Annotated in this window: 22 protein-coding genes; 10 read left to right on the top strand and 12 right to left on the bottom strand. The window is 43.0% G+C overall.

The genetic code is table 11. From position 1 onward, the window contains the following. The first annotated feature begins 49 nt into the window (after positions 1-49). Positions 50-1,255 (top strand): AGE family epimerase/isomerase, encoded by a 1,206-nt coding sequence (locus M3I01_RS08030; protein ID WP_255895278.1) that lies wholly within the window; start codon positions 50-52, stop codon positions 1,253-1,255. 92 nt (positions 1,256-1,347) lie between these two features. Further along, positions 1,348-2,301: a LysR family transcriptional regulator gene (locus M3I01_RS08025; protein ID WP_176335642.1), complete on the top strand. Its 954-nt coding sequence runs from the start codon at positions 1,348-1,350 to the stop codon at positions 2,299-2,301. A gap of 84 nt (positions 2,302-2,385) precedes the next feature. On the opposite strand, the gene can is transcribed toward M3I01_RS08025, so the two are convergent. The 5 genes from can to M3I01_RS08000 form a co-directional block, all read right to left on the bottom strand. Then, positions 2,386-3,018, bottom strand: coding sequence for a carbonate dehydratase (gene can, locus M3I01_RS08020; RefSeq protein ID WP_275565015.1), 633 nt, complete (start codon positions 3,016-3,018; stop codon positions 2,386-2,388). Between the two features lie 6 nt (positions 3,019-3,024). Then, positions 3,025-3,867 (bottom strand): putative RNA methyltransferase, encoded by an 843-nt coding sequence (locus M3I01_RS08015; protein ID WP_255895277.1) that lies wholly within the window; start codon positions 3,865-3,867, stop codon positions 3,025-3,027. A gap of 124 nt (positions 3,868-3,991) precedes the next feature. Continuing rightward, a complete protein-coding gene (locus tag M3I01_RS08010) occupies positions 3,992-5,986 on the bottom strand; it encodes a putative bifunctional diguanylate cyclase/phosphodiesterase (protein WP_255895276.1) in 1,995 nt (664 codons plus the stop codon). A gap of 61 nt (positions 5,987-6,047) precedes the next feature. Then, entirely contained in the window at positions 6,048-6,911 is an 864-nt protein-coding gene (locus tag M3I01_RS08005; protein WP_255895275.1) for a DUF1853 family protein, read from the bottom strand. Continuing rightward, complete coding sequence (locus tag M3I01_RS08000; protein WP_255895274.1) at positions 6,908-7,249, bottom strand: YqcC family protein; 342 nt, start codon at positions 7,247-7,249, stop codon at positions 6,908-6,910. The genes M3I01_RS08005 and M3I01_RS08000 overlap by 4 nt, the downstream gene beginning before the upstream one ends. A gap of 95 nt (positions 7,250-7,344) precedes the next feature. Between M3I01_RS08000 and M3I01_RS07995 the strand changes: the two genes are divergently transcribed. Then, positions 7,345-8,433 (top strand): DUF3549 family protein, encoded by a 1,089-nt coding sequence (locus M3I01_RS07995; protein ID WP_255895273.1) that lies wholly within the window; start codon positions 7,345-7,347, stop codon positions 8,431-8,433. Positions 8,434-8,691: 258 nt separating this feature from the next. Continuing rightward, positions 8,692-9,648 (top strand): IS30 family transposase, encoded by a 957-nt coding sequence (locus M3I01_RS07990; RefSeq protein ID WP_176335122.1) that lies wholly within the window; start codon positions 8,692-8,694, stop codon positions 9,646-9,648. Positions 9,649-10,073: 425 nt separating this feature from the next. On the opposite strand, the gene M3I01_RS07985 is transcribed toward M3I01_RS07990, so the two are convergent. From M3I01_RS07985 to M3I01_RS07955, 7 genes are all read right to left on the bottom strand, one after another. Beyond that, positions 10,074-10,367, bottom strand: a complete 294-nt coding sequence (locus tag M3I01_RS07985) for a type II toxin-antitoxin system RelE/ParE family toxin (protein WP_255895272.1) — start codon at positions 10,365-10,367, stop codon at positions 10,074-10,076. Continuing rightward, positions 10,364-10,552 carry a hypothetical protein gene (locus tag M3I01_RS07980; protein ID WP_255895271.1) on the bottom strand — a complete coding sequence of 63 codons (189 nt, stop codon included), beginning with the start codon at positions 10,550-10,552 and terminating at the stop codon, positions 10,364-10,366. The genes M3I01_RS07985 and M3I01_RS07980 overlap by 4 nt, the downstream gene beginning before the upstream one ends. Before the next feature lie 372 nt (positions 10,553-10,924). After that, positions 10,925-11,185 (bottom strand): formyltetrahydrofolate deformylase, encoded by a 261-nt coding sequence (locus tag M3I01_RS07975; RefSeq protein WP_255895270.1) that lies wholly within the window; start codon positions 11,183-11,185, stop codon positions 10,925-10,927. Between the two features lie 182 nt (positions 11,186-11,367). Continuing rightward, positions 11,368-12,228 (bottom strand): formyltetrahydrofolate deformylase, encoded by an 861-nt coding sequence (gene purU / locus M3I01_RS07970; protein WP_275565014.1) that lies wholly within the window; start codon positions 12,226-12,228, stop codon positions 11,368-11,370. A gap of 100 nt (positions 12,229-12,328) precedes the next feature. Beyond that, positions 12,329-14,497 (bottom strand): bifunctional 23S rRNA (guanine(2069)-N(7))-methyltransferase RlmK/23S rRNA (guanine(2445)-N(2))-methyltransferase RlmL, encoded by a 2,169-nt coding sequence (gene rlmKL / locus M3I01_RS07965; RefSeq protein WP_255895269.1) that lies wholly within the window; start codon positions 14,495-14,497, stop codon positions 12,329-12,331. 115 nt (positions 14,498-14,612) lie between these two features. After that, positions 14,613-15,653 (bottom strand): quinone-dependent dihydroorotate dehydrogenase, encoded by a 1,041-nt coding sequence (locus M3I01_RS07960; RefSeq protein WP_255895268.1) that lies wholly within the window; start codon positions 15,651-15,653, stop codon positions 14,613-14,615. 52 nt (positions 15,654-15,705) lie between these two features. Then, positions 15,706-15,927 (bottom strand): DUF2835 domain-containing protein, encoded by a 222-nt coding sequence (locus M3I01_RS07955; RefSeq protein ID WP_255895267.1) that lies wholly within the window; start codon positions 15,925-15,927, stop codon positions 15,706-15,708. Positions 15,928-16,056: 129 nt separating this feature from the next. On the opposite strand from M3I01_RS07955, the gene M3I01_RS07950 reads away from it, so the two are divergent. The 6 genes from M3I01_RS07950 to M3I01_RS07925 are packed head-to-tail and all read left to right on the top strand — an operon-like array spanning position 16,057 to position 23,024. Continuing rightward, the gene (locus tag M3I01_RS07950) at positions 16,057-17,025 is read left to right on the top strand and encodes an AAA family ATPase (RefSeq protein ID WP_255895266.1); all 969 of its coding nucleotides are present in this window, start codon (positions 16,057-16,059) and stop codon (positions 17,023-17,025) included. Between the two features lie 49 nt (positions 17,026-17,074). Further along, positions 17,075-17,986: a DUF58 domain-containing protein gene (locus tag M3I01_RS07945; RefSeq protein ID WP_255895265.1), complete on the top strand. Its 912-nt coding sequence runs from the start codon at positions 17,075-17,077 to the stop codon at positions 17,984-17,986. After that, positions 17,986-18,468: a DUF4381 domain-containing protein gene (locus M3I01_RS07940; RefSeq protein ID WP_255895264.1), complete on the top strand. Its 483-nt coding sequence runs from the start codon at positions 17,986-17,988 to the stop codon at positions 18,466-18,468. The genes M3I01_RS07945 and M3I01_RS07940 overlap by 1 nt, the downstream gene beginning before the upstream one ends. Then, positions 18,461-19,474, top strand: coding sequence for a vWA domain-containing protein (locus tag M3I01_RS07935; protein ID WP_255895263.1), 1,014 nt, complete (start codon positions 18,461-18,463; stop codon positions 19,472-19,474). Before M3I01_RS07940 ends, M3I01_RS07935 begins: the two co-directional genes overlap by 8 nt. Beyond that, on the top strand, positions 19,471-21,213 hold the full coding sequence (locus tag M3I01_RS07930; protein ID WP_255895262.1) for a vWA domain-containing protein: 1,743 nt from the start codon (positions 19,471-19,473) through the stop codon (positions 21,211-21,213). Before M3I01_RS07935 ends, M3I01_RS07930 begins: the two co-directional genes overlap by 4 nt. Further along, positions 21,207-23,024 carry a BatD family protein gene (locus tag M3I01_RS07925; protein ID WP_255895261.1) on the top strand — a complete coding sequence of 606 codons (1,818 nt, stop codon included), beginning with the start codon at positions 21,207-21,209 and terminating at the stop codon, positions 23,022-23,024. Before M3I01_RS07930 ends, M3I01_RS07925 begins: the two co-directional genes overlap by 7 nt. Positions 23,025-23,028: the final 4 nt, after the last annotated feature.

Genomic DNA, 23,028 nt, shown 5'->3' with positions numbered 1-23,028 from the left:
AACAGGCTCTTTGCCTTAAACAGCAAAGCCGCCCACAAAGGACGACATTATGCCCACTTTTCCAGCGTTTCAATCTGCCAATTTTTTAAATAGCCATATTCAATCTACTCTGGCGTTTTATCATCCAAACTGCATTGATCTTAATGGTGGATTCTTTCAGTTCTTCAAAGACAACGGTGACATTTACGACACCGATACTCGCCATCTTGTTAGCAGCACTCGCTTCATTTTCAATTATGCAAAAGCCTGTCAAGCTCAAGAGCAACACACAGAAAACAAGCAAGCTTATCTAGAAGCAACTCGTCATGGATTACGCTATTTGAGAGAGCGCCATCTTCGTAACAATGGTGGCTATGTTTGGTTACTAAACAAAGATCAAAATCTTGATGAGACCAATCACTGCTATGGACTTGCCTTTGTCCTGCTCGCTTACGCCACGGCATACAAAGCAGGCGTAGAAGAAGCCAAACCTTGGATTAAAGAAACCTTCGATCTAATGGAATTGCATTTCTGGGATGCTAAATTTGACTTATACAAAGATGAAATTTCCAGCGATTGGCAAACCGTTTCAGACTACCGCGGGCAAAATGCCAATATGCACAGCTGCGAAGCACTTCTTGCGGCCTATGATGCAACACAAGAGCCCCATTATCTTAAACGCGCCACTTTACTCGCTAGCAATATTTGCTTACGCCAAGCCGCACTAGCAGAAGGTGAAATTTGGGAACACTACACCACGGATTGGCAGGTCGACTGGGATTACAACAAAGCAGACCCAAAGCATTTATTTCGCCCTTGGGGGTTCCAACCAGGTCATCAGACGGAATGGGCAAAGCTATTACTTTTAATTCAACAGCGCTCACCGCTCGATTGGCTAATCCCCACAGCAAAAAAACTATTCGACACCGCGTGGGATAAATCTTGGGACGAAACTAATGGTGGACTTTGTTACGGTTACGACCCCAAAGGCCACATTTGTGACGGTGATAAATATTTTTGGGTACAAGCAGAATCCTTCGCTGCAGCAGCTATGTTAGCAATAACGACCAAGGAACAGCATTATTGGGACAAGTATCAACAACTTTGGCAATACAGCTGGTCACACATGGTTGATCATCAATACGGTGCTTGGTTTCGTATTTTAACTCAAGACAACCAAGCCTTTGACGATTGCAAAAGCCCTGCTGGAAAAACCGACTATCACACCATGGGCGCTTGCTATGAAGTCATAGAGCAACTTTCTAAATCAGCTTAATCTCCTTACTCAATAAAACGGGATCATTCTATTCATATACAAAATGAAGTATGATGCAGGCCCTACGTTAGTGGACACGGGCCTCTTCCTTTATGCAGTTAGACAAAATAGATCTTAATTTACTTCGTTATTTGGACTCCTTATTACGGGAGCAAAACGTTACCCACGCCGCCAACCAACTTGGTATCACTCAGCCAGCCATGAGTAACGGATTACGTCGTTTAAGAGACCTATTTCATGATCCATTATTAGTAAGAACCAGCGATGGCATGATGCCTACCGCTTTAGCCATTCAACTACAACCGCGCGTACAAAGCATCTTACAATCGGTGGATGAAGTGCTTCACCTTGGACAAAGCTTCGAAGCAGAATCAAGCTCTCGAGTATTTCGCATCATGGCCAGTGACTACGCCGAAGCGACTCTAATCCCACCACTTATGAAGAAACTTCAAGATGAAGCACCAAACGTCATACTGGATGTCATGAATCCAAGTGATGTGAGCTTCCATGATGTAGAAAAAGGCAAAGTCGATTTGGTCATCAACCGATTCGAGACACTGCCACAGTCCTTCCATCAAAAATCTGTTTGGGTTGACCATTTTTCCTGCTTGGTGCCAGCCGATTCAGACATTGCCAAAAACTTTTCTTTAGAAACTTACTTGGCTTCTCGTCACGTCTGGGTAAGCAAAACCGGTTTTGGTGTTGGTGTTGGCATTCAGCCTGAAGAAGTGCAAAAATTAGGTTGGGTAGATGGCTCTCTGGCGGATTTAGGTTTCAAACGTAATATTCGTTTATTCACCAGAAACTATAATGTTGCCATGCGAGCGACGGAGCAACTTGGCCTAATCGCCACACTGCCATCATTGGCGACGCGATTGATGAAAGACAACAACAGAGTAGTCGTCTTACCACCACCATTCGACATTCCACCAGTGGAATTAAAAATGCTATGGAGCCCTTTGTTACAACATGATCCCGGGCATATTTGGATACGCTCTACCATTGCAGGGTGTGCAAAAACGATTGCTGAAAACAATAATTTGTAGTCCAACTTACACAATCTAGAACTAAAAAAACGAACTCTTAGTTCGTTTTTTTGTGTTTAATAACAAGTATCTAACAAACGTTCTCTACATGTTATTCAGGCTTTCAGCAGACTCTTCTGCACTAGAAACTGTCACTTCCAAGTCTTTAATGTGACCATTGCCTAAGCTGTAACACCAACCGTGAACATGCAGTTCTTGGCCGATACGCCATGCATTTTGAACAATGCTGCTTTGACATACGTTAGCCACTTGCTCCACCACATTCAATTCACACATACGATCAAATCGAACTTGCTCATCCTCTATCCCATCAATTTCTTTTCTATGGAGGCGGTAAACGTCTTTGATATGGCGCAGCCAATTGTCGATCATGCCGTGCTCTTCTTTGCCCATCGCCGCCTTGATTCCACCACAGCCATAATGACCCACCACCATAATATGCTTAACTTTCAGTACATCGACAGCAAATTGAATCACAGACAAGCAGTTTAAATCGGTATGTACGACAACATTCGCGATATTACGGTGGACAAAGACTTCACCCGGTAAAAGGTCTACTATTTGGTTCGCCGGAACACGGCTGTCAGCACAGCCAATCCAAAGGTATTCTGGCATTTGCTGCCTAGATAACGTAGAAAAAAAATCAGGGTCTTCTTTGGTAACCTTAGCCGCCCACTCTCTATTTTTACTAAAAAGCTCATCTAAGTTATTAGACATAATTTACTATCCCAATTTTTTTCGATACCAGCGGAGTTTAATGTCTGCGGTAAGGTTAATAGAGTTAAGTTGTTTAACGGCTTCTCGACCGTCGTATGACGCCTTATGGATATGAGGCGTCATACTTAATAATTGTTCGATTTCTGTTTGAGAATTCAATGTAAAAACATAAGTTTCAGCTTTCTCCAACACCAATTCGAAACCCTCGACGCCGTCAGAAAAAGTTTGTTTGTAATCATGAATAGAGGGGTAAAGTATTTCTCGTAACTCGATAAGATGATCAGGTCCAGATTCTACTAATAGAAGCAAACCTGTTTCGCTCAGTACCCGCGAAAACTCACTAAAAACAGGAAAGCCGAATAAGCACAAGATGGCATCAAAACGCTCACTTGGCACTGGCAGGCTGGCGTTACTTCCCACTAGCCAACTCACGCCTTTGTCACGCTTACTCGCCGCGGTAATAGCCCACTTAGAAATATCTAAACCAGTGCGCTCTATACTAATCTCTTGATCCAGCAAGGCTTTGCCAATTTCATTAAGATAATAGCCCTCTCCGCATCCTGCATCGAGGATACGAACGCCATTAACCAAATCCTCTTTTGGCCAAGAAGATAAAATGGTTTTAACAATAGGAAAATAGTGCTGCTTATTTAAGAAAGTCTGCCGTGCGACGACCATTTCTTTGCTATCGCCAGGGTCTTTAGAGCGTTTATTTTGCACTGGAAGAAGGTTTACGTAACCTGTTTTAGCCAGGTCATAGGTATGTCCATGTTCGCACTTTAAGCTTCGTTCATCACGGCTTAGCGGTGCAGCGTCTATCGGACAAGAAAGGTTTTCGAGCGTCGACACAATGTTCCTATAATTTATTAATTAGCACTTGAAGGGGTAGAATAACCTACTAATGACAAGCAAAATATAAAAATGTCCAAACACAAAAGCATGTGTATTATAACGCTGAGGTTATAGAGTCCGATTATGTGGCGACACTTAACTGATTAAAGCCATGATTTTCCATATATGAGGCAAAATCTACACTGCTTAAAGGCTTGGAAAACAAGTAACCTTGCACTTCTTGGCACCGATAGTTGTTCAATATATCAACTTGCGTCCGATTTTCTACTCCTTCAGCGATCACCTTCAAATTCAAACTATTTGCCATCGCAACCGTTGCTTTAACAATAGCATCGTTGTCGCAATCCAATCCTAAATCATGAATAAAAGACCGATCGATTTTTAATGTTTGTATCGGAAATTTTTTCAAATACGCAAGCGATGAGTAGCCCGTACCAAAGTCATCAATGGATAAAGTCAGACCTAATTTACGAAAAGCATGCAGTTTTTCAATCGATTGCTGCGCATCCGTCATCAACATGCTTTCTGTTAATTCAAGCTCAAAATACTTAGGATCCACACCAGTTTCTTCTAATATACACTGAACCATATCAACTAAATCTGCTTGCATAAATTGTCTGCTGGATAAATTAACAGACAGCTTAATCGGACGATAACCCGCTTCTCGCCATTCTTGCAACTGACGACACGCTCTGCGAATAACCCATTCACCTAGAGGAAGAATCAAACCACTCTCTTCTGCCAAAGGGATAAACTGATCTGGGCTGATCATACCAAGCTCGGGGTGAGACCATCGTATTAGCGCTTCGGCGCCAACAACCGATTCATCAGGAAGGCGTATTTTAGGTTGATAATGAAGAACAAACTGCTCTTCCTCTATTGCCTTGCGTAGTCCTCCACCTAGCGTAAGGTGGGCATTGATGTTATCCGCCATCTTATTTTCATACACAAAATACATATTGTGAGCAATGGATTTTGCACGGTACATGGCAGCATCCGCATTCTTTAGTAAATTATCGACGTCATTTGCATGCTGAGGGTAACTAGCAACACCAATACTTGCCGTAATCATCATTTCCATTTTCGCAACAGGGTAAGTATTACTCGCATTCTGCATAATACTTTTTGCGATGCGTTCTAGGTCTTCAATAGAATCAATATTTTCCAGCACCACCACAAACTCATCGCCACCCAAGCGATACAAACATGCACCAGATGGAATACTACCTTTGATTCGCTCAGCAACCCGCTGAATAAGCTCATCTCCGACTCGGTGACCAAAATTATCGTTAATAATCTTAAAGCCATCAAGATCTAAGTACAAAATACCAAACGCACTCTGACGCTTACTCGCATTGACTAAAGCATTTTCTAACTGATGATATAATAAATTTCTATTAGGTAAGGTTGTTAAGCTATCGTAGTTATTTAGACGATAAAGAGCGACTTCATGATCTCTATCTTCTTGGATATCATGAGTAAGTAAGTAGATTTTCTGAGTGGATTTATTCTGGGAGACCTCTATTCTATGCCAACGCACACCCCTAAGGGTGGAAAGTATAATTTCTTGTGACAAGCTTTCTTGCTGAGTAAAACGACTCATAAAGCTATCCGCCGCGTCCGTCACAGCAAACAGGTCTCGAACATTATTTATGTTGCCAAAATACGTTTTGAAACACTCACTGGAATCGGAATACACACCATTTTCGTCAAAAATGGCAAAAGACAGAGTTTCAAATTGAGCCAAAAGCCCAACGTCTTGATCATCTCTAGAAAGACGAGGTGTCATAACGGGATGAGCTTCAACCAATAAGCCTTTACGCTTATGACCTAGAGAAATAACAGACCCAGTACAACTGTAATGAATGCCTTCTTTGGAAATAAAGGGCCAATCAAACGTTAATGACTTGCCCTCCTCTATTCCGTCTAGATAAAGAGAAATACGCGCTTTTAGCGCCTCCCCTATCATTCGCTGACCTGATTTAATTTCACCTAGAGAGTCTGCCAATAAAGCTTCTGCAGCACCATTGCACCACGGAACACTTGATTGCTCTACATCTATTATCCAAGCAGCTAATGGCATTTTACACTGAAGTAATTTTGATAAATCGGTCATTTATATTTGATACTACTAAAACATATTCGATGCATTTTGATATTAGATTCTGTCTAACCTCTTACCATGAGTCAGGGACAATAAACACACTACGTTTTTTCGTACTGGTTTCATTAAGCGACTGACATAAAAAAGCGTGTTTAGGACGATTATCACGTAGGAAATAGCCTACAAGATTGTAGGTTGATTGCAGAGAAAAGAAAGAAAAATCATCATTAATGTTTGGAGCCGCCAACCAATGAGGTTTTTCTAAGATGAAAAAGTAGGAAAAATAGGGCATCAGTAAAAAAAGGTCAGACACTCGTATCCAGCCACCACGTTCATTTTGCGAGAGCCACTGGTCAATATTTTCACGACTCGTCAAAGCAGAATATAAACGCCCAAACATCAACAAATTTGTATGTGGTATTCGATTCTTAGCAACATGACTAATCGCCTCACGCCCTTTTTCTGTCTGCAAAATTAATAATTGATGCTCTCTTGCTCTCGATACCTTTTTCAGCAAACTGTCATTTTTGTTAGGCCCAATCCAATCATGAGGATAAAGATCAGACCGTTCTAAATAAAACTTAATCGCAATTTCAAATTGATGGAGTTCTCCATTTGGCGTTTCAACTAACATGTCTACTTCGCCAAGCGTTTGCCCATCTTTCTCTATTTGAAAATGCTCCAAACAAACCACTAAATCGGATAAATTCGCTATAGCGAAGGAAAACAAACTTTCAAAATAACTGCCAAGAAAATGAGACTTGCAGGCTGAAATAGCAGCAACAAGCGCACGAGGATCACGATCTAATTCAAGCAGCCTTATATTAACGTCTGCTACCCAATGCGGCACAAGGTTAAAATCTTGCTCAATATAATGCCCCTCCACTAACCAGCAAAGGTCTTTTACATACGGGTTTTTAACCTGATCCGAGATCACAAACTGCCACTTAAATGCCGATCAATTCGATTCAAACAGTTCACGATATGAATCACTTTTCCTGCGTCTCGATCCTTAAAAGCATCTTCAGCCATCGGTGATATATAACAACTCGCAGGCAAATCAGTGCCCATTTCCAGCATTGTTTTAAAACGTTCGATCATTACAAATTTCAACCATTGCTCGAAAGCCATCGTATCAATGCAAAAAGGTTCACTACTTTGCATCTGGGCTTGAGTGGGCGCTTCACATTCCCAAACGCCACAATCTTGCATCGCCACTTGCAAATCTATCAACAAATCGGCCAAAACATGATGAGCAGAAAAGGCTTCTTTCAACCTGATTTCCCCTTTAAAAAACGGTAAGATAACGTATCTTTAACTCACACATAAAAGCAAACCGATAACGGCACACTAAAGCGCTTATCGGCAACATGAGCCAATACTTTATCATGAGCAACATTGAATCTCTTTCAGACTTATTCGACATGGTCGGTTGCGATGTAACCTACTACGACCTAGGCCGCAGCATTAGCAAAATAACACCACAACAAGCCGTGCAATTTGACCGTAAACAGCAAGCCTACCCTTTTCCATTTCGCCAACATGCTTGGTTAGCTTGCTTGTTAAAAAGCAAAAATGCGACAAAAGAAGACACCGTAGAACAAGGCGTGATTTGGTTTCTCAAATTGCCTCTAGACGAGGCTGGCTGCCTAAACCTAGGAACACGCGATCACTTCATTAAAAGCATCGTCGATAAAATACTACACAAAGGCGAAGAAGCAGGATTATCTGAAGCGCTTGAAGACAGCCCTTATGTATTCAAACCAGACCAAGAGCGCATGGCAAGCCTTCATGCAAAACTCGGTAAAGACTTACACAAAGCACCTTCAAACTACTTTGATAACGTTGTTAAACACCTATCGTCAGACTTAACAAAACAAGACGACAGCTGGCAGACACTAGGACTTCAAGGCATTGCGGAACTCGCCGCTAGAGTAGACGAAGACAAATACCAAGCACTCATACAAAAAGCGATTCAACACGCCGCCAAACCGGTTGTTAGTGCCTTATGCCATGCCCTAGAACACGAAACACTTTCCAGCCCGTTACAAGATACGCTGATAAAACAACTGCAAACAGAAGAAGACGCATTGATGCAGGCAAGTTACTTACGCGCCTTATCAAGAACCGATTTAGACGACACGCTATTACTGCCACTATTTGGTTTACTTGGCAGCCTAGCAGAATGTCACGATGACGATCTTCATCCTATCACCGCCTTAGCCGCAAAATGCCCTCATTGGCTAGGTCAAAACCCGCAACTGCTGCGTATCATCATGGAAAAACTAGCCCACCGCGAAGACGGCTACATCGCCTTTAAACAAATTGCCGCAGAACTCAGCCAGCACCCAGAAGCAAAACAACCACTATGGGCATTACTGCGCAGCGGACACGTCAGCCCGAAACTGGCACAAGCGGTGAGTTATTTATTCACAGAGACACCGCCATCCGTGCAGTGAGAGGGAAAGGAATTGAAATGAGATAGATTGGAGTCTTGGGCACCTGAGTTGGAAAAGTGCTACAGACTCCAAAATTTTTGATTGAAGTAGGAGCTCTTAAATTACTGATACGCACATAAAACGTGCGCGGTTAGCGAGTCCTCTTTCATATTCTTGTTAGCTTAGATCTCAACAATAACCGACACACTTGGTATAGATAAGAGAGTCAGTTGCCTATAGGCTTCGAGTTCTCACACAATCCACCAAGGTCGTCCAAAAATGAACAACCAATATAAGCAACTGACGCTAAAAGAACGATACCAGATTGAAGGTCTAAATGAACTAGGGTTTTCGGCAAGAACCATCGCAACAAAGATGGAGCGAAGCAATAAAACGATTGCTCGTGAACTGAGGCGATGCCTCACTAGTAAATATTGTGCTAAAGCGGCTCACGCTCATGCCTCCACGATCAGAATGCAGGCTCGCAAGTTTACAAAACGAAGTCAGGAACTGATCGATAAAGTGGAAGGCTCACTCAAATTGAGCTTCACCCCAGAGCAAATAGCAGGACGGTTAGCCAGAGAGATACCAACACTAAAAGTCTGTTGTAATACCGTCTACAGCATTGTGTTTGCGCAAGGGTGGAGGCATCAATTGGCAAGACAAGGAAAGCGCTATAAACCACGTAAAGACACAATGGCTGGCGCTCACTTGATTCCTAACCGAGTCGATATCGACCAGCGCCCTAAAGAGGTTGATGACAAACAAGAAATAGGCCATTGGGAAGGAGATACGGTTTATGGCCAAGATGGCTATCTCGTCACGTTGACGGAGCGAGTCACCAAGCTTTTATTGACCTGTCGCGTTAAGAACAAGACGAAAAAGTTGGTCTCTAAAGCCATTAAAAAATTGTTAAAGCCTTTTAAACATGTTTGCCATAGCATTACGTTTGACAATGGAGGCGAGTTTGCAGGTCATCAAAGCATTGCTAAAGCGCTGAAATGTAAAACCTATTTTGCTAAGCCCTATCACTCATGGCAGCGTGGTCTCAATGAAAATACCAATGGACTATTGAGACGTTTTTATCCTAAAGGGTTCGCCATAGGTCAACTCACCGAACAGGACATTGCGGACACGCAAATGTTAATCAATTTTAGACCTAGAAAATCGCTAAACTATCTCACTCCAATTGAAGTATTATTAAATAAGCGTGTGTCACTTATTGCTGCAATCTAGGATTTGATGCTCGTAATCTACTCATCTTCCCTGACCATTTCCTTACACAATACAAGTAACTAAAAACTAAAAACTAAAAACTAAAAACTAAAACCATATAAATATTGTGTGATTTTTAGCAAGCAAATATCTTTATAGAAATGAATGAGAGCAAATGCAGCTTAGTTGAGTTTGGGTGTTCACGAATATAGGCCGAGAAGTCATAAAGTAATAACCCCACCCTAGCCCTCCCCTTGGAAGACATAAGGGGAGGGCATAATTACATTGTCGGCCTAAAGGCTCGACCTACATTTTAGGGTCGGAAGATCGTTTTAGTGCTTCGATTAGGACAGCTGGGCTGCGAGTCTTTAACGCCTGATTACGGTCGTTCCTCCCTCATGCAGGCCTACAGGGAATGTTGGTTTACGATCTACAGTACAGACCTCCTATTCTGAATCACCTTGCAGTACGTTCGTCGCTCCATGAATAACGGCAATCACATCAATTTGCTCTGCCATAATGCGATATATAATCCTATATGAACCGACAAATACTTCCCTTATTTGATCAAGCTCATACTCTAGAACTTTTCGACCAGATAATGGAAATTCACCAATTTGCTGAGATCGTCTCGTGATTCGATCTACAGTTTGTAATGCATAAGTTTCTGAGTCTTGGGCTATGTAGGTAAAAATGGAATCTAAATGAGCCGCTGCTGTTGCGGTCCATTGAACTTTCATTCAGGTAATCCATATTTTTTTCTGATTTCTGCAACACCTGTTGTGTTACACGCTTTGCTATCTTCAAGCCCTTTTTCAATCGCTTCCCGAACATATATTTCCTGCATCAGGTCATCCCATGTTGCATTGGCGGGGAGTTGATCAATCAACTTATGTGCTTCTTCCTTACTGACAATCGTCGACATTTTATTCCTCCAAACGTACCTATGTAATCTGATTATCTATGGATACTAAAAGACTTTCTAGTTAGCTGCCAGCGCGAATCAGATAAAAGACATCTGATTCGCGCTTCCCTCACGCAGGCCTGCAATTGAAGGTCGTGGAAAGTTATGTGGCGTTTCGATGAGGTAGGCGTTTAGTTTCGAATAGAAACGCCATATAACTTGGAGCAAGGTGATAAAAAATATGGGCAGTGAAGTTACAAAGTAATAACCCCACCCTAGCCCTCCCCTTGGAAGACATAAGGGGAGGGAATAATTACCTCAGCGCATAAAAAAGAGCCCCATTATTTTCCGCAAAGAAGATATGGGGCCCAAATAAGACCAAGAACACTACCATTAATGATGGACTGGTTTCGGCTCGTCCATTTCGCGCATTCGTTTACGATGTTCGATAAATTCGTCACTCAACATATAATGTCCATGTTCAGTGTGAGCAAGTGCTCCTCTGTTGACCAGTGCGTCTAGCGTTTTGGGCAACACTTTCTGACGACGCTCTCCTTTTATAAAATAAAATTGTTCACCTAATTGAATCAATTTAAAACCAGATTCTAAATAGCCAACACATAGATTTTGAGTTGGCGTTAACTTGAGTTTCATAATCCACCTCACCAAGCCGTCTCTTTTTTGATCACTGTCATTAACTATAGACACTTTTTTCAATAACAAAAATTTTACGCCGCTAAGATTACAAAAAGATAAGAAACAATAAAAAACCTAACAGACACAAAAAAGGGAAGGCACAAGCCTTCCCTTTCAATAACGCTTGCGAAAAGCGAGTATTATTCTGCAAATACCACGGTTTTATTACCGTGCACAAGCACTCGATCTTCTAAGTGATAGCGTAAACCACGGGACAGTACGAGTTTCTCAATGTCTTTTCCTAAACGCACCATGTCTTCTGCAGCGTGACTATGACGTACACGAATCACGTCCTGTTCAATAATCGGTCCAGCGTCTAAATCCGCTGTCACGTAATGACAGGTTGCACCGATCAGCTTAACGCCACGAACCGCCGCCTGATGATAAGGCTTTGCACCAATAAAAGACGGTAAGAAACTGTGGTGAATATTAATGACTCGATGACGATATTTTTCACACAAATATTCTGGGAAAATTTGCATGTAACGAGCTAACACAATAGCGTCCGCTTGTGCGTCATCGATACACGCTTCAATTTTCTGAAACGCGGGCATCTTATTTTCTTTTGGCACAGGTATGCAGTGATATGGAATTTTATACCACTCAACCATAGAGCGAAGCGCTTCGTGGTTAGCAATCACGCCAACAATTTCACAGTTCAATTCACCCGTGTGCCAACGATGCATGATGTCATTAAGACAATGAGATTCTTTAGTCGCCATTAGTATCACTTTAGGACGATCTTCGCTGTCTTTAACATACCAGCGCATATTAAATTCTTCCGCGATAGACGCAAACTCTTCCCGAAAGGTTTCAACCGTAATATTCAGGCTTTCTGCATCAATATCATGGCGCATAAAGAACCACTTCTGCTCGATGTCTGTGTGATGGCTGGCCTCAATGATAGAGCCTTGGCGCTCATTCAAGAACTGACTCACCGCCGCCACAATCCCCACTCTGTCAGGACAACTAATAACCAGACGAAATGTTTTTTTTCTCATAGTAAAAACTTCTAAACCTTCAAATTTCAGCAAGTTAAATCGTTCTTTCAACCTGCATTCATACTGTTTTTTTAAATTAGATCAAATCCACAATTTAAATCTAAGACTTGTGCTTAATAACATAACATTGATGAATTTTGCTATTACGATCAAAGTCCGGATCAAAGGTCTCATGAGTGATATTTTTCACTTCGAACTCTTGCTCTAGATCTGCATCCAAAATAAAGCGACGATAGTTATTCGAAAATATTAACTCTCCGCCTTTTGCTAATCTAGCCATCGCTAAACGTAATAAATCACCATGATCACGTTGAATATCTAGCACATCGGCCATTTTTTTCGAGTTAGAAAAAGTCGGAGGATCCATGAATATCAAATCAAACACATCACGACTTTGCTTTAACCACTCGATACAGTCAGCACGCTCGACTTGATGATTACGCTCAGAGAATTCATTTAATTCAATATTACGGCGCGCCCATTCTGTATAGGTATTCGACATGTCGACACTTAATGAGCTGCGAGCACCACCTTGTCCAGCATGAACGGACGCTGTCGCGGTGTAACAAAAGAGATTTAAGAAACGTTTACCGTTGGCACGATCTTGAATCAGTTTTCGTACTGGTCGGTGATCCAAAAACAAACCGGTGTCTAGGTAATCTTTTAGATTCACAATGAAATCACAGCCGTATTCTTCAACGATCATTTCGTGCTTAGACTGATCTAATTTCTCATATTGCTCTTTGCCTGACTGACGTTGGCGCTGCTTCAAAATCACATTGGATTCTGCGATATTTAACGCTGTTGGAATCGCAGACATCACTTCAAATAAACGTTGCTTGGCTTTTTCTGGATCAACACTTTTCGGTGCTTGATATTCCTGTACATGGGCCCAATCTTGATAGATATCAATCGCCACGGCGTATTCAGGCATGTCTGCATCGTAAACTCGGTAACATTGGATTTTATTGCTATCGACCCATTTTTTCATTTTTTTAACATTTTTTTGCAGACGATTGGCAAACATCTGAGCACCCGGCGTCATCACCGATTGCGCCACAACGTCTTCTTTAATACGGCCTTCTAACAGTGAGAAAATATAAGCACGACACTCAATCCCCCCGTTAATAACACGAGTGCTTTTTTCGGGTCGTGCTGGAATTTGACGAGCCAAATGGTCATTACTGGTCAGCATCATAAACTGCCATCCACGCACATGACTGACAACCCACTCACCCAATTGGCGATATAACGCAATCAGCGCCATTTCATCGCCCATCCGCTCACCGTAAGGTGGGTTGGTAATTACTAAACCTGGTAATTCTGGATTAATATCAAACTCATGCTCTTGGAAAGGCGTCATTGCAACATCGATCACACCAACCATGCCTGCACGTTTGATGCTTTCGCGCGCCGCCGCTATTGCTCTCTGATCACGATCCGTACCTTGAAAACGTAGCCCTAGTTCAGCTGGGTCTTTTTTGCGATTTTTAGCAAAATCCATCAGTTGCTGCCACATACGATGGTCATGCTGTTTCCAGCCCTTAAAGCCCCAGTATTGGCGCCCTAAACCCGGCGCAATGTCCAAAGACATCATTGCAGCTTCCACCAAGAAAGTCGCAGAACCACACATAGGATCAATCAATTGCGTTAAACCGCAATCTCTTCCCCAGCCAGCACGCATCAATAAGCCTGCCGCGAGGTTTTCTTTCAGTGGCGCCATACTGCCTTGTTGGCGATAACCGCGGCGATGCATGCTTTCGCCCGACAAATCGATGCTTACCGTGACAACTTCACGTTTAATACGCAAAGCGATACGCACATCTGGCTGCTCTTTTTGAACACTAGGACGCTCGCCAGATAGCTCTACAAAATAATCCGCAATCGCATCTTTAGCGCGCACCGCACCAAATTGAGTATTACGAATATGATGGTTTGTGCCGTGACAATCGATCGCTATCGTATCGGTTGCTGACATGTGCTCAGACCAATTAATTGCTTTTACCGCGTCGTATAAATCGTCGGCGGAATCGATTTTGAAATTGGCAATAGGCAACATCACTCGGGTCGCAACACGAGACCAAAGACACGCTTTATACATGCCTTCTAAATCTGTGGTTAATTTAACCTGCCCTTCGCCAAAACGGGTTTGTGTTAGGCCTTCATCATGCAGTTCTTTTTCTAAGACATTTTCCAATCCAAGAGGACAGGTTATCTCTAATGCGTAAACCTGACTTGCTGAATCCGTTGTCTGTAATATAGTGCTCATTTTAAAATTACTTTTTTAAATTTGAATGAATATTCGATATAAAAAGAAGGCGGAATCATTTTCCGCCTGCCACACAAGGCGCCCACTGGACACCTTGTTTTTCAATTCGATCTGTTTAAATGCCTAAATCACGCTCTCGATAATAAGCGTCTGTGCTTGCTATCGCTTCTTTAATCAATTCTGGACCCTGATAAATCAAGCCAGAATAAATTTGTACCAATCTCGCACCTGCCTGAAGTTTTTCAACCGCATCCGCGCCACTTGAAATACCACCCACTCCAATAATCGGCAGTGTGTCTTTCAAGTGTTCTGACAATACTTTAACCACATGTGTCGATGCATCACGAACTGGTGCACCGCTCAACCCGCCGGCTTCTTTTTCAAACTGGTGGCCTAAAACAGCATCACGAGACAGCGTTGTATTGGTTGCAATAATACCATCAACACCCTGCTCGACTAATGTATCGGCGACCATTTTAATTTCATCATCACTCATATCTGGCGCAATTTTCACGGCCAACGGAACACGCTTACCATGCTCGGCTTCATAGCGATCTCGAGCTGCCGCCAATGGCGCGATTAACTGAGCCAAGCTTTCTCCAAATTGAAGACTGCGTAACCCCGGTGTATTAGGCGAGCTAATGTTTGCCGTAATATAATCGGCGTAAGGAATAACCGTTTCTAAGCACGCTAAATAATCCGCCGCGGCATCTTCCACAGACGTGGTTAGGTTTTTACCAATATTCACGCCCAATATACCCGGATAACGATGAGACTTTATCCGTGACACTAAATGATCCACGCCTTTGTTGTTAAAGCCCATGCGATTGATGATCGCATCATACTCAGGTAAGCGAAAAAGACGTGGCTTAGGATTACCAGCCTGCCCTTTAGGCGTCACGGTTCCGACTTCTACAAAACCGAAGCCTAAAGCCCCTAATGCTTCAAATGCGTCTGCATTCTTATCCAATCCAGCCGCTAAACCCACTGCATTGGGAAAACGCAAGCCCATCACATCAACGGGCTTCGTAGATGGTAATCCACCTAAAAGCTTGTTTAAACCCAATCGACTGCTTGCTGCAAGAAGATCCAATGACAATTCATGAGACACTTCTGGGTCTAATTTAAAAAGTAACGAGCGAGCAAGTTGGTACATAGTTAGGGCTCCTAGACAATTGAGATTAGGTGAATGCTTTATCTTAGCTGTGCTATCGAATTTGAGTGACGCCAATCAATTTATTCATGTCATCAAACTCTACTTCAAACACACCGTAGATCCCTTGATGCGTTACAAAACGCTGAAAGGCGGACAAAGGCAACTGTACTTTACGTCCATCTAGGCTACTCGCGACCAGATTTTTCGCTGAACCAGCATACATAGCCTCATATTTAAAAGCGGACAAAGCCACATTTAAAACCACTTTTGCCATTTTTTCTTCCTGTGCTTACATTACCCTTACAGATATCACTCTGTGCGTAAAGATTTGAATCCGATAAGATGAAGACTATTATATTGCGTTGACACTTTTTTTGACAGAAGTATAAGGAATCTAGGTTCGATGGTAGCTGTAATTGAACAATTAAAAGACCACCTAAATCGCGCCGTCGTCGGCCAACCAGACTTAACTCATGAATTACTCGTCGCATTAATTGCGAATGGTCATGTGCTGCTAGAAGGGCCACCAGGTATCGCAAAAACCACCGCCGCCAAAGCGTTGGCCAGTGCCATCGACAGCCGCTTCCAACGTATTCAATTTACCCCTGATTTATTACCTGGAGACGTTACGGGTTCTGATATTTACCAACAAGAAACCGGACAATTCAGTTTCATCCCTGGCCCTATCATGAATGATATCGTGCTGGCCGACGAGATCAACCGTGCGCCTGCCAAAGTTCAATCTGCTTTATTAGAAGCCATGGGCGAAAGACAAGTCACTGTGGGTAACCATAGCTACACTTTATCGGATTTGTTCTTTGTTATTGCGACACAAAACCCGATTGAGCAAGAAGGAACTTATCCGTTACCAGAAGCTCAACTTGATCGTTTTATGATGAAGATCAATCTTGGTTATCCAAGTGCCGCTAGCGAACTAGAAGTTCTAAGATTAGTGCGACAACAGGATCTTCATAAAACGTCCATAAGTACCTCTCAGCCTTTGTGTAAACCAAGCGATATTTTGGCACTGCAACAAAAGGCCTTGTCTTTATATATGTCAGAAAGTGTCGAGCAATACATAGTGCAATTGGTCATGGCCACGAGACAACCTGAGCTTTATTTAGGCGAGGCAGGCAAAGGAACGAACTTAATTGAGTTTGGTGCTAGCCCGCGCGGCACATTGGCTCTCGATCGTTGCGCACGGGCAAATGCCTTGCTGGATGGACGGGACTTTGTAACACCCGATGATGTACGTCAAATTGCGTTACCAGTCTTGCGCCACCGTATCATTACTACCTTTGAAGCCCAAGCCGCCGGATTATCCGTTGACGACCTATTAAAACGATTGATTAGTCACGTTCCAGCGTTGTAACTCAAGGCTCGCTAACTCAAAGAACAGCAACACAAGGTATTTTAGTACGATGAGCCCATTATTATCACCCGAATCCCCAGAGCTGGATGACGCCCATTTTGCCCTATTGGCACATTACGCCAAGCATTTAGGACGAGCGCCAAAAGCCATTCGCTTTGCAACAAGTGCCGGTGAACGCCGCTCTCGGCAAAAAGGTCACGGCATGGAAATGCTTGAACTACGCGCCTATCAAGCCAGCGACGACTTAAGGCACATTGACTGGCGAGTTACGGCTCGTACAGGTCAAGCACATACTCGACTTTACGCGCAGGAAAACGACCACCAGCGACTTTTATTGTTAGACCTTTCTAGTAGCGCCTACTTTGGAACGCGTCACACTTTTATTTCCACACGGTTAATCCAGTTGGCGGGCATTATTGCATGGCGCTCAAAACAGCAAGGTGACACGCTTTCCTATCGCTTAACCTACGGTGCAGAAGAACACGCCAGTAATAAATCTAGAACCCTTTCGTTTCTATTAAGCCAACTAAAAGAGGCGTCTCATTTAGAACACCGAACCAATGAGAGTCGCCCTGATAGTATTTGGTCAAACACCTTGCTAACAAACAAGATACATAATAAAGACGTGATTATTCTGACGGACAAACAAACGTGGAGCGACAGCGAAGAAAGCGCGCTAATGCGGCTAGCCAAACACAATTCCGTTCATTGGATACAAATCATCGACAGCAATGTTTATAACTTGCCCGCAGGCCAATATCAGATGGCCGACCGTCACGGTGTCAAACAAGTGAACATTAGTAAACACAGTATGCAGCAGGCAAAAATAGATTTTTTTGAACAAAATGCGCTGATGCGTAAAAAACTGGCCGCTTTTGGCATTCGTCACCAATTGTTTGACATTACTGAATCTCCAGAAAAAATAGCGCGTTATTTGCTGTCTCAAGGAGCGCTACACTGATGCCTACCGCTCCCGTACAGACAATCATAGATTTGCCCAACAACGCGTATTTACTGCCTCAATCAGTCCCTATGTGGCCGCCTGTTTGGTGGACTTGGTTGGTCTTGGCGGCCATTATTTTATTAATAATGGCCGTCATTATTTTCTTTTACCGACGCCATCAAAAGCACGCCTATCGTCGAGAAGCGCTTTCTAACATCAGAACAACATCAAGCGAATTGACAGACAAAGCATGCATTTTACTGTGCCATGAAATGATTCGCCGTTGCTTGATAAGTGAAGGACAAAACGAAATAGCGGCTTTACCTAGCGCCACACTGTTGCAAAAAATTGACAACACCATGCCAGAAAAACATCGTTTCTCGGCACTGGGTTCTGACTTCGTAGATGGACTATACCGCGATCATATTGAGTTAACCCCCGAACAGCGGAAAGAAATGATAAACGTCACTTGCTACTGGATAAGGAAACACCATGCTTGAGCTTTCTTGGCCTTGGTTTCTGCTTATTTTACCCTTGCCATTCGTCCTGTATTTTCTCCCCAAAACCAAAGTGAAAGGCGATGGCATCTGGTGGGGCAATACATCACAACTAATCCATCATCAGGGCAGTAACGTTCTTCCTAGAAACCCAACACTTAGATATACCTGTTTAGTACTTAGCTGGTTTTTGTTGATATTGGCCATAGCTCAGCCTGTCTGGTTAGGTGAACCAACCAAAGTCACGCCATCTGGGCGCGACTTACTTATCGCGTTGGATTTATCGGGCAGCATGCAAGTCACCGATATGACACTCAATGACCAACCAGCAAACCGCCTCAAAGCCGCTAAATCGGTCTTGTCCGACTTTATAAAAGAACGACGAGGTGACCGCATTGGTATTATCGTCTTTGGCACGAAAGCTTACCTTCAAGCGCCGTTGAGTTTTGATACCAAGACCATTAATCAGCTGGTTCAAGAAACACAAATAGGCTTTGCTGGAGAACAGACGGCCATCGGCGATGCAATCGGGTTGGGCATCAAAAGACTGGAAGACAAACCATCCGACAAAAAAGTACTTATTCTCATGACAGACGGCGCCAACACCGCAGGCCGAGTTCAACCACAACAGGCCGCCACCTTTGCCGCTTCACAAAATGTTCGCATACACACCATCGGCATAGGGGCTGACAGCATGATCGTGCAAAGCTTCTTTGGCCCAAAAGCCATTAACCCATCCAGCGATTTAGACGAAACCTTGTTAAAAAATATTGCCGCTCAAACTGGCGGAGAGTATTTCCGCGCCAAAAGCACCGAAGACTTACGAACTATCTACCAGACCCTTGATGCGTTAGAGCCCACTCCAGCTGAAGATATTTGGCAGCGGCCGCTAACCAGTCTGTTTCAATGGTTAGGCTTTGGATCTGTTGCTTTTCTAGCTTTATCGTTGCTTGCCAGTCAACAAGTTTCTTTGAGAACAAGGAATTGGCGTAAAGGAGGCCGCTCATGATACTTTTTGATGTTATTCATTTTGAGCGTCCCTACTGGCTTCTTTTTATCCCACTCACTTTGCTAGTGGCTTTTTTCTTTCGTCTAAACAATTCGAAGAAAAATACCTTACATAAAGTGGTTGATCAAAACCTGCTCAATCACCTTGTCTATAAAAACGCATCCACTAACATGAATATGTGGCTAGGACTGATGGCGCTTACATTGTGTTGGATTGGCTTAGCTGGCGTAAGCTGGACAAAAAACCCAACAACCATGTTCGAAAACACCCAGAAAACCGTTTTAGTTGTTGATCAGTCTTTATCCATGTACGCCATAGACATCAAACCTAATAGACAGACCCAATTAAAACAAACGATCAGAGACATATTAGAGCAAAGTAAAGAAGGCGAAATAGCTTTGGTAGCCTTCGCAGGCGAAGGCTTTATTATTAGCCCCTTTAGCCAAGACAGAGAAACTATCACTCATTTTCTGTTGGCACTCGACCCAATCATCATGCCTGTATATGGCGGCAATTTAAGCAGTGGAGTCGCAACCGCCTTATCACTCAATAAAGACGATTCGGCACCTTTACATCTCATCATTTTCACCGATGACCTTAGCCAACATGATAAAGAAAAAATTCCAACGCTATTAAAAGACCTCAACATACAGCTGGATATAGTTGCGATAGGGACTCAACAAGGCGCTCTAATTAAACTTCCTGACGGCCAAATTCTGAAAAGAAATGGCATGAATGTTATTCCAGCAGTGCCTATATCCGATTTAAAAGCACTAACCACAAATCTTGGAGGCAGATTTCACCAAGGGCGATTAACTTCTCGTGAGCTTGCGCAAATAACCAGCACATCACTGAATAACGAGCAAACTCAAAAAGCCCAAAATAAAAGCATTCACTGGACCGAACAAGGACATTGGTTTGCTCTGCCCTTTCTGCTTTGGCTCGCATTTCAATTTAGAAAAGGTATGGTATTGATGCTTTTCCTAGGTCTCTTTTCTTTGTCCTCTGAAAAGCTACAAGCATCGCCTCTGGATTGGTTTTTGACTCAAGACCAAAAAGGACAACGCGCGGTTGACCAAGGGAACTGGCAAGAGGCTGATCGTCATTTTCAACAACCAAACTGGAAGGCCGCATCCTCTTATGCGTTAAAAAATTACCCTGCAGCAATACAAGCACTGGATAAGCTGGACAAGAATGCGGCAGAAAATTACAACCTAGGTAACGCGTTGGCATTGTCTGGCGACACAAAGAAAGCGATGCAAGCGTATGAAACAGCGCTAGAGCAAGACCCATCCTTAAAAGCCGCCAAAGAGAACCTCGAATACTTAAAACAGCAAGAACAGGAACAAAAAAAGAAAAAACAACAAGAGAAAGAAAACAGTTCCTCAGACAAACAGAATGAGAAGAAGGATCAGAACAAACAAAACCAATCAGACGCTAATGATAAAAATGACTCAAAAGATCCATCTGATTCAAAAAAAGACAATAAAAAAGACGAAACACAAGACAACAACAAAACACCTGAGGATAATAAACAAAATAAACGCTCAGACAGTCAAAACAAAAATGAGCAAGCTAAGACAACATTAGACAAAGAAAAAGAACAGGCATTAAAACAATGGCTAAAGCAAATCCAAGATGATCCTGGGAAGCTTTTACAGCGCAAACTTTGGTATTTGCACCAAGAAAAACGCAATGAAAATCGATTTACGCAAGAGGATGGGCAAAACCCATGGTAGTAAAGCAATACTTCTTCTCATTAACTTCGCCAAACAAGCTCAGCCGTTTGTTTTACTCATTAATGGCTGTCCTATTTTTTATCACCTCATCAAACTCTCTTTTTGCAGCAAGCGTTACTGCGTCTCTCAACAAAGAAGTCACCATTGAAAATGAAGTCGTGCAGCTCACATTAAGAGCAGACTTTTCCGATACGGGGAATGGCCCGGATCTCACGCCACTACAACGCGACTTTGATATTTTAGGTAAAAGCCAAAACAGTCAATTTAGCTTTAACTTAGGCACCAGCACGGCGTTAAACTTTTGGGTCGTTTCATTGATGCCAAAATCCGTTGGTACGGTCGAAATTCCTCCTATTAAAATTGGCGCCCATGAATCTGAGCCAATCAGATTAGTCATTAAAAGCTCTCCTCAACTCATGGACAGCAACGGTAACCCTCCCGTTATCATGAGAACGGAAGTGTCTGAAATAGAACCGTATTTACAACAAGAAGTCATTTTAAGCGTCAAACTGTACACCTCAGTCGCCATGCAAAATGCCAATCGCTCTGTCCCCTCTCACCCTGACCTTGTCGTCGAAAGACTGATTGACGATCAAATGAACTATGAAACCATTAACGGCACGCAATATCAGGTATTAACTCGCGACTATTTGGCGTTTCCCCAGCGCAGTGGCGTATTAACTTTACCACCCCAAAGCATACAAGCGATGATCAACACCTCGACGGGTAGAAGGATGATCAAGGTTCAAAGCGAGCCTCTTAATCTACAAGTCCTGCCTATTCCCGCAAGCTATTCAAGTGACACCTGGCTGCCTAGCCAAGAAGTAACAGTATCCACTTCTTTAAGCAAAACAAGCGACACCCCTAGAGTGGGTGACACCCTCATTTGGACCATTAATATTAATGCCAAAGGCGCACTGCCTGAACAAATTCCAACACTGGATTTTAATAGCACACCTAACTATAAGCTTTACCCAAAACCTCCTAAATTTGACAATCAAAAAACAGCCAACGGCGTCACAGGCAATCAAACCATCATCGTTGAAGTCGTGCCAACCGAAGAAGGCAGCTTAGTACTACCCGATATCAACATTGTTTATTGGGATACAGAACAAAGAATCATTAGGACGGCGACAGCATCCACTCAAAAAATCAGCATTGCTCCACTGCCAAACAGCTCAAATGGAACCGTCAAAAAAGAAGCCGATAAAGCGACCATCAGTGAACCTTTGCCAGCACAAACTCGCTCTGTTGCCCCTATTTCCTTGGCGAAAAAACCGAACGCTAAAACCATAGAGCCGAGTGCATTAGACATTGAGCTGACACAAGTAGATCAAGGCATTTCTTTTCGTCACTACCTTGTCATTGGTTTATTACTATTAGCTGTTTTTCTAATTAGTGCTTGGTTAAGCATCAGGTTTAAACGCAGAAAAGCACAGCCTAACACCCTCAACCACGTCCCAACATTACAAGAGTTCGCACCTCTTAACACAATCGATGAGCAGAGCGCCTATAAAACGCTAATAACGTGCTGCCAGCAAAATAATCTACCTCAACTCAGATCAAGCCTGCTGGAATGGGCTCGTCATCGATGGGGAGACGATGAAATCCGTAGCGTCGATGATATAAAACGATTAACGTCCGTTCAGGTCACGCAACTCCTAATGGAGTCTGAATTGATGATGTACTCCAATAATCCCAGCCATGAGTGGCAAGGCGAACCTCTTGCTGTCGCACTAGAAGAGTACACCAGCGGCCAAGCCAAACCTTCTCAGGCAAGTCAGCTAAAAACACTTTATCCAAATTTTTAATCAC

This window comes from Marinomonas maritima, from assembly GCF_024435075.2.
Taxonomy (GTDB): Bacteria; Pseudomonadota; Gammaproteobacteria; order Pseudomonadales; family Marinomonadaceae; genus Marinomonas; species Marinomonas maritima.
This window is presented reverse-complemented; position numbering and strand designations above follow the sequence as displayed.

What these genes read in the sequence shown, in the direction of transcription:
- M3I01_RS07940 (WP_255895264.1), top strand. Translation starts at nt 17,986, where the DNA reads ATGCCTACCGCTCCCGTACAGACAATCATAGATTTGCCCAACAACGCG.
- M3I01_RS07925 (WP_255895261.1), top strand. Translation starts at nt 21,207, where the DNA reads ATGGTAGTAAAGCAATACTTCTTCTCATTAACTTCGCCAAACAAGCTC.
- can (WP_275565015.1), bottom strand. Translation starts at nt 3,018, where the DNA reads ATGTCTAATAACTTAGATGAGCTTTTTAGTAAAAATAGAGAGTGGGCG.
- M3I01_RS07990 (WP_176335122.1), top strand. Translation starts at nt 8,692, where the DNA reads ATGAACAACCAATATAAGCAACTGACGCTAAAAGAACGATACCAGATT.
- M3I01_RS07980 (WP_255895271.1), bottom strand. Translation starts at nt 10,552, where the DNA reads ATGTCGACGATTGTCAGTAAGGAAGAAGCACATAAGTTGATTGATCAA.
- M3I01_RS08025 (WP_176335642.1), top strand. Translation starts at nt 1,348, where the DNA reads ATGCAGTTAGACAAAATAGATCTTAATTTACTTCGTTATTTGGACTCC.
- M3I01_RS07995 (WP_255895273.1), top strand. Translation starts at nt 7,345, where the DNA reads ATGAGCCAATACTTTATCATGAGCAACATTGAATCTCTTTCAGACTTA.
- M3I01_RS07950 (WP_255895266.1), top strand. Translation starts at nt 16,057, where the DNA reads ATGGTAGCTGTAATTGAACAATTAAAAGACCACCTAAATCGCGCCGTC.
- rlmKL (WP_255895269.1), bottom strand. Translation starts at nt 14,497, where the DNA reads ATGAGCACTATATTACAGACAACGGATTCAGCAAGTCAGGTTTACGCA.
- M3I01_RS07935 (WP_255895263.1), top strand. Translation starts at nt 18,461, where the DNA reads ATGCTTGAGCTTTCTTGGCCTTGGTTTCTGCTTATTTTACCCTTGCCA.
- M3I01_RS08030 (WP_255895278.1), top strand. Translation starts at nt 50, where the DNA reads ATGCCCACTTTTCCAGCGTTTCAATCTGCCAATTTTTTAAATAGCCAT.
- M3I01_RS07930 (WP_255895262.1), top strand. Translation starts at nt 19,471, where the DNA reads ATGATACTTTTTGATGTTATTCATTTTGAGCGTCCCTACTGGCTTCTT.
- purU (WP_275565014.1), bottom strand. Translation starts at nt 12,228, where the DNA reads ATGAGAAAAAAAACATTTCGTCTGGTTATTAGTTGTCCTGACAGAGTG.
- M3I01_RS07975 (WP_255895270.1), bottom strand. Translation starts at nt 11,185, where the DNA reads ATGAAACTCAAGTTAACGCCAACTCAAAATCTATGTGTTGGCTATTTA.
- M3I01_RS07960 (WP_255895268.1), bottom strand. Translation starts at nt 15,653, where the DNA reads ATGTACCAACTTGCTCGCTCGTTACTTTTTAAATTAGACCCAGAAGTG.
- M3I01_RS07955 (WP_255895267.1), bottom strand. Translation starts at nt 15,927, where the DNA reads ATGGCAAAAGTGGTTTTAAATGTGGCTTTGTCCGCTTTTAAATATGAG.
- M3I01_RS07945 (WP_255895265.1), top strand. Translation starts at nt 17,075, where the DNA reads ATGAGCCCATTATTATCACCCGAATCCCCAGAGCTGGATGACGCCCAT.
- M3I01_RS07985 (WP_255895272.1), bottom strand. Translation starts at nt 10,367, where the DNA reads ATGAAAGTTCAATGGACCGCAACAGCAGCGGCTCATTTAGATTCCATT.
- M3I01_RS08010 (WP_255895276.1), bottom strand. Translation starts at nt 5,986, where the DNA reads ATGACCGATTTATCAAAATTACTTCAGTGTAAAATGCCATTAGCTGCT.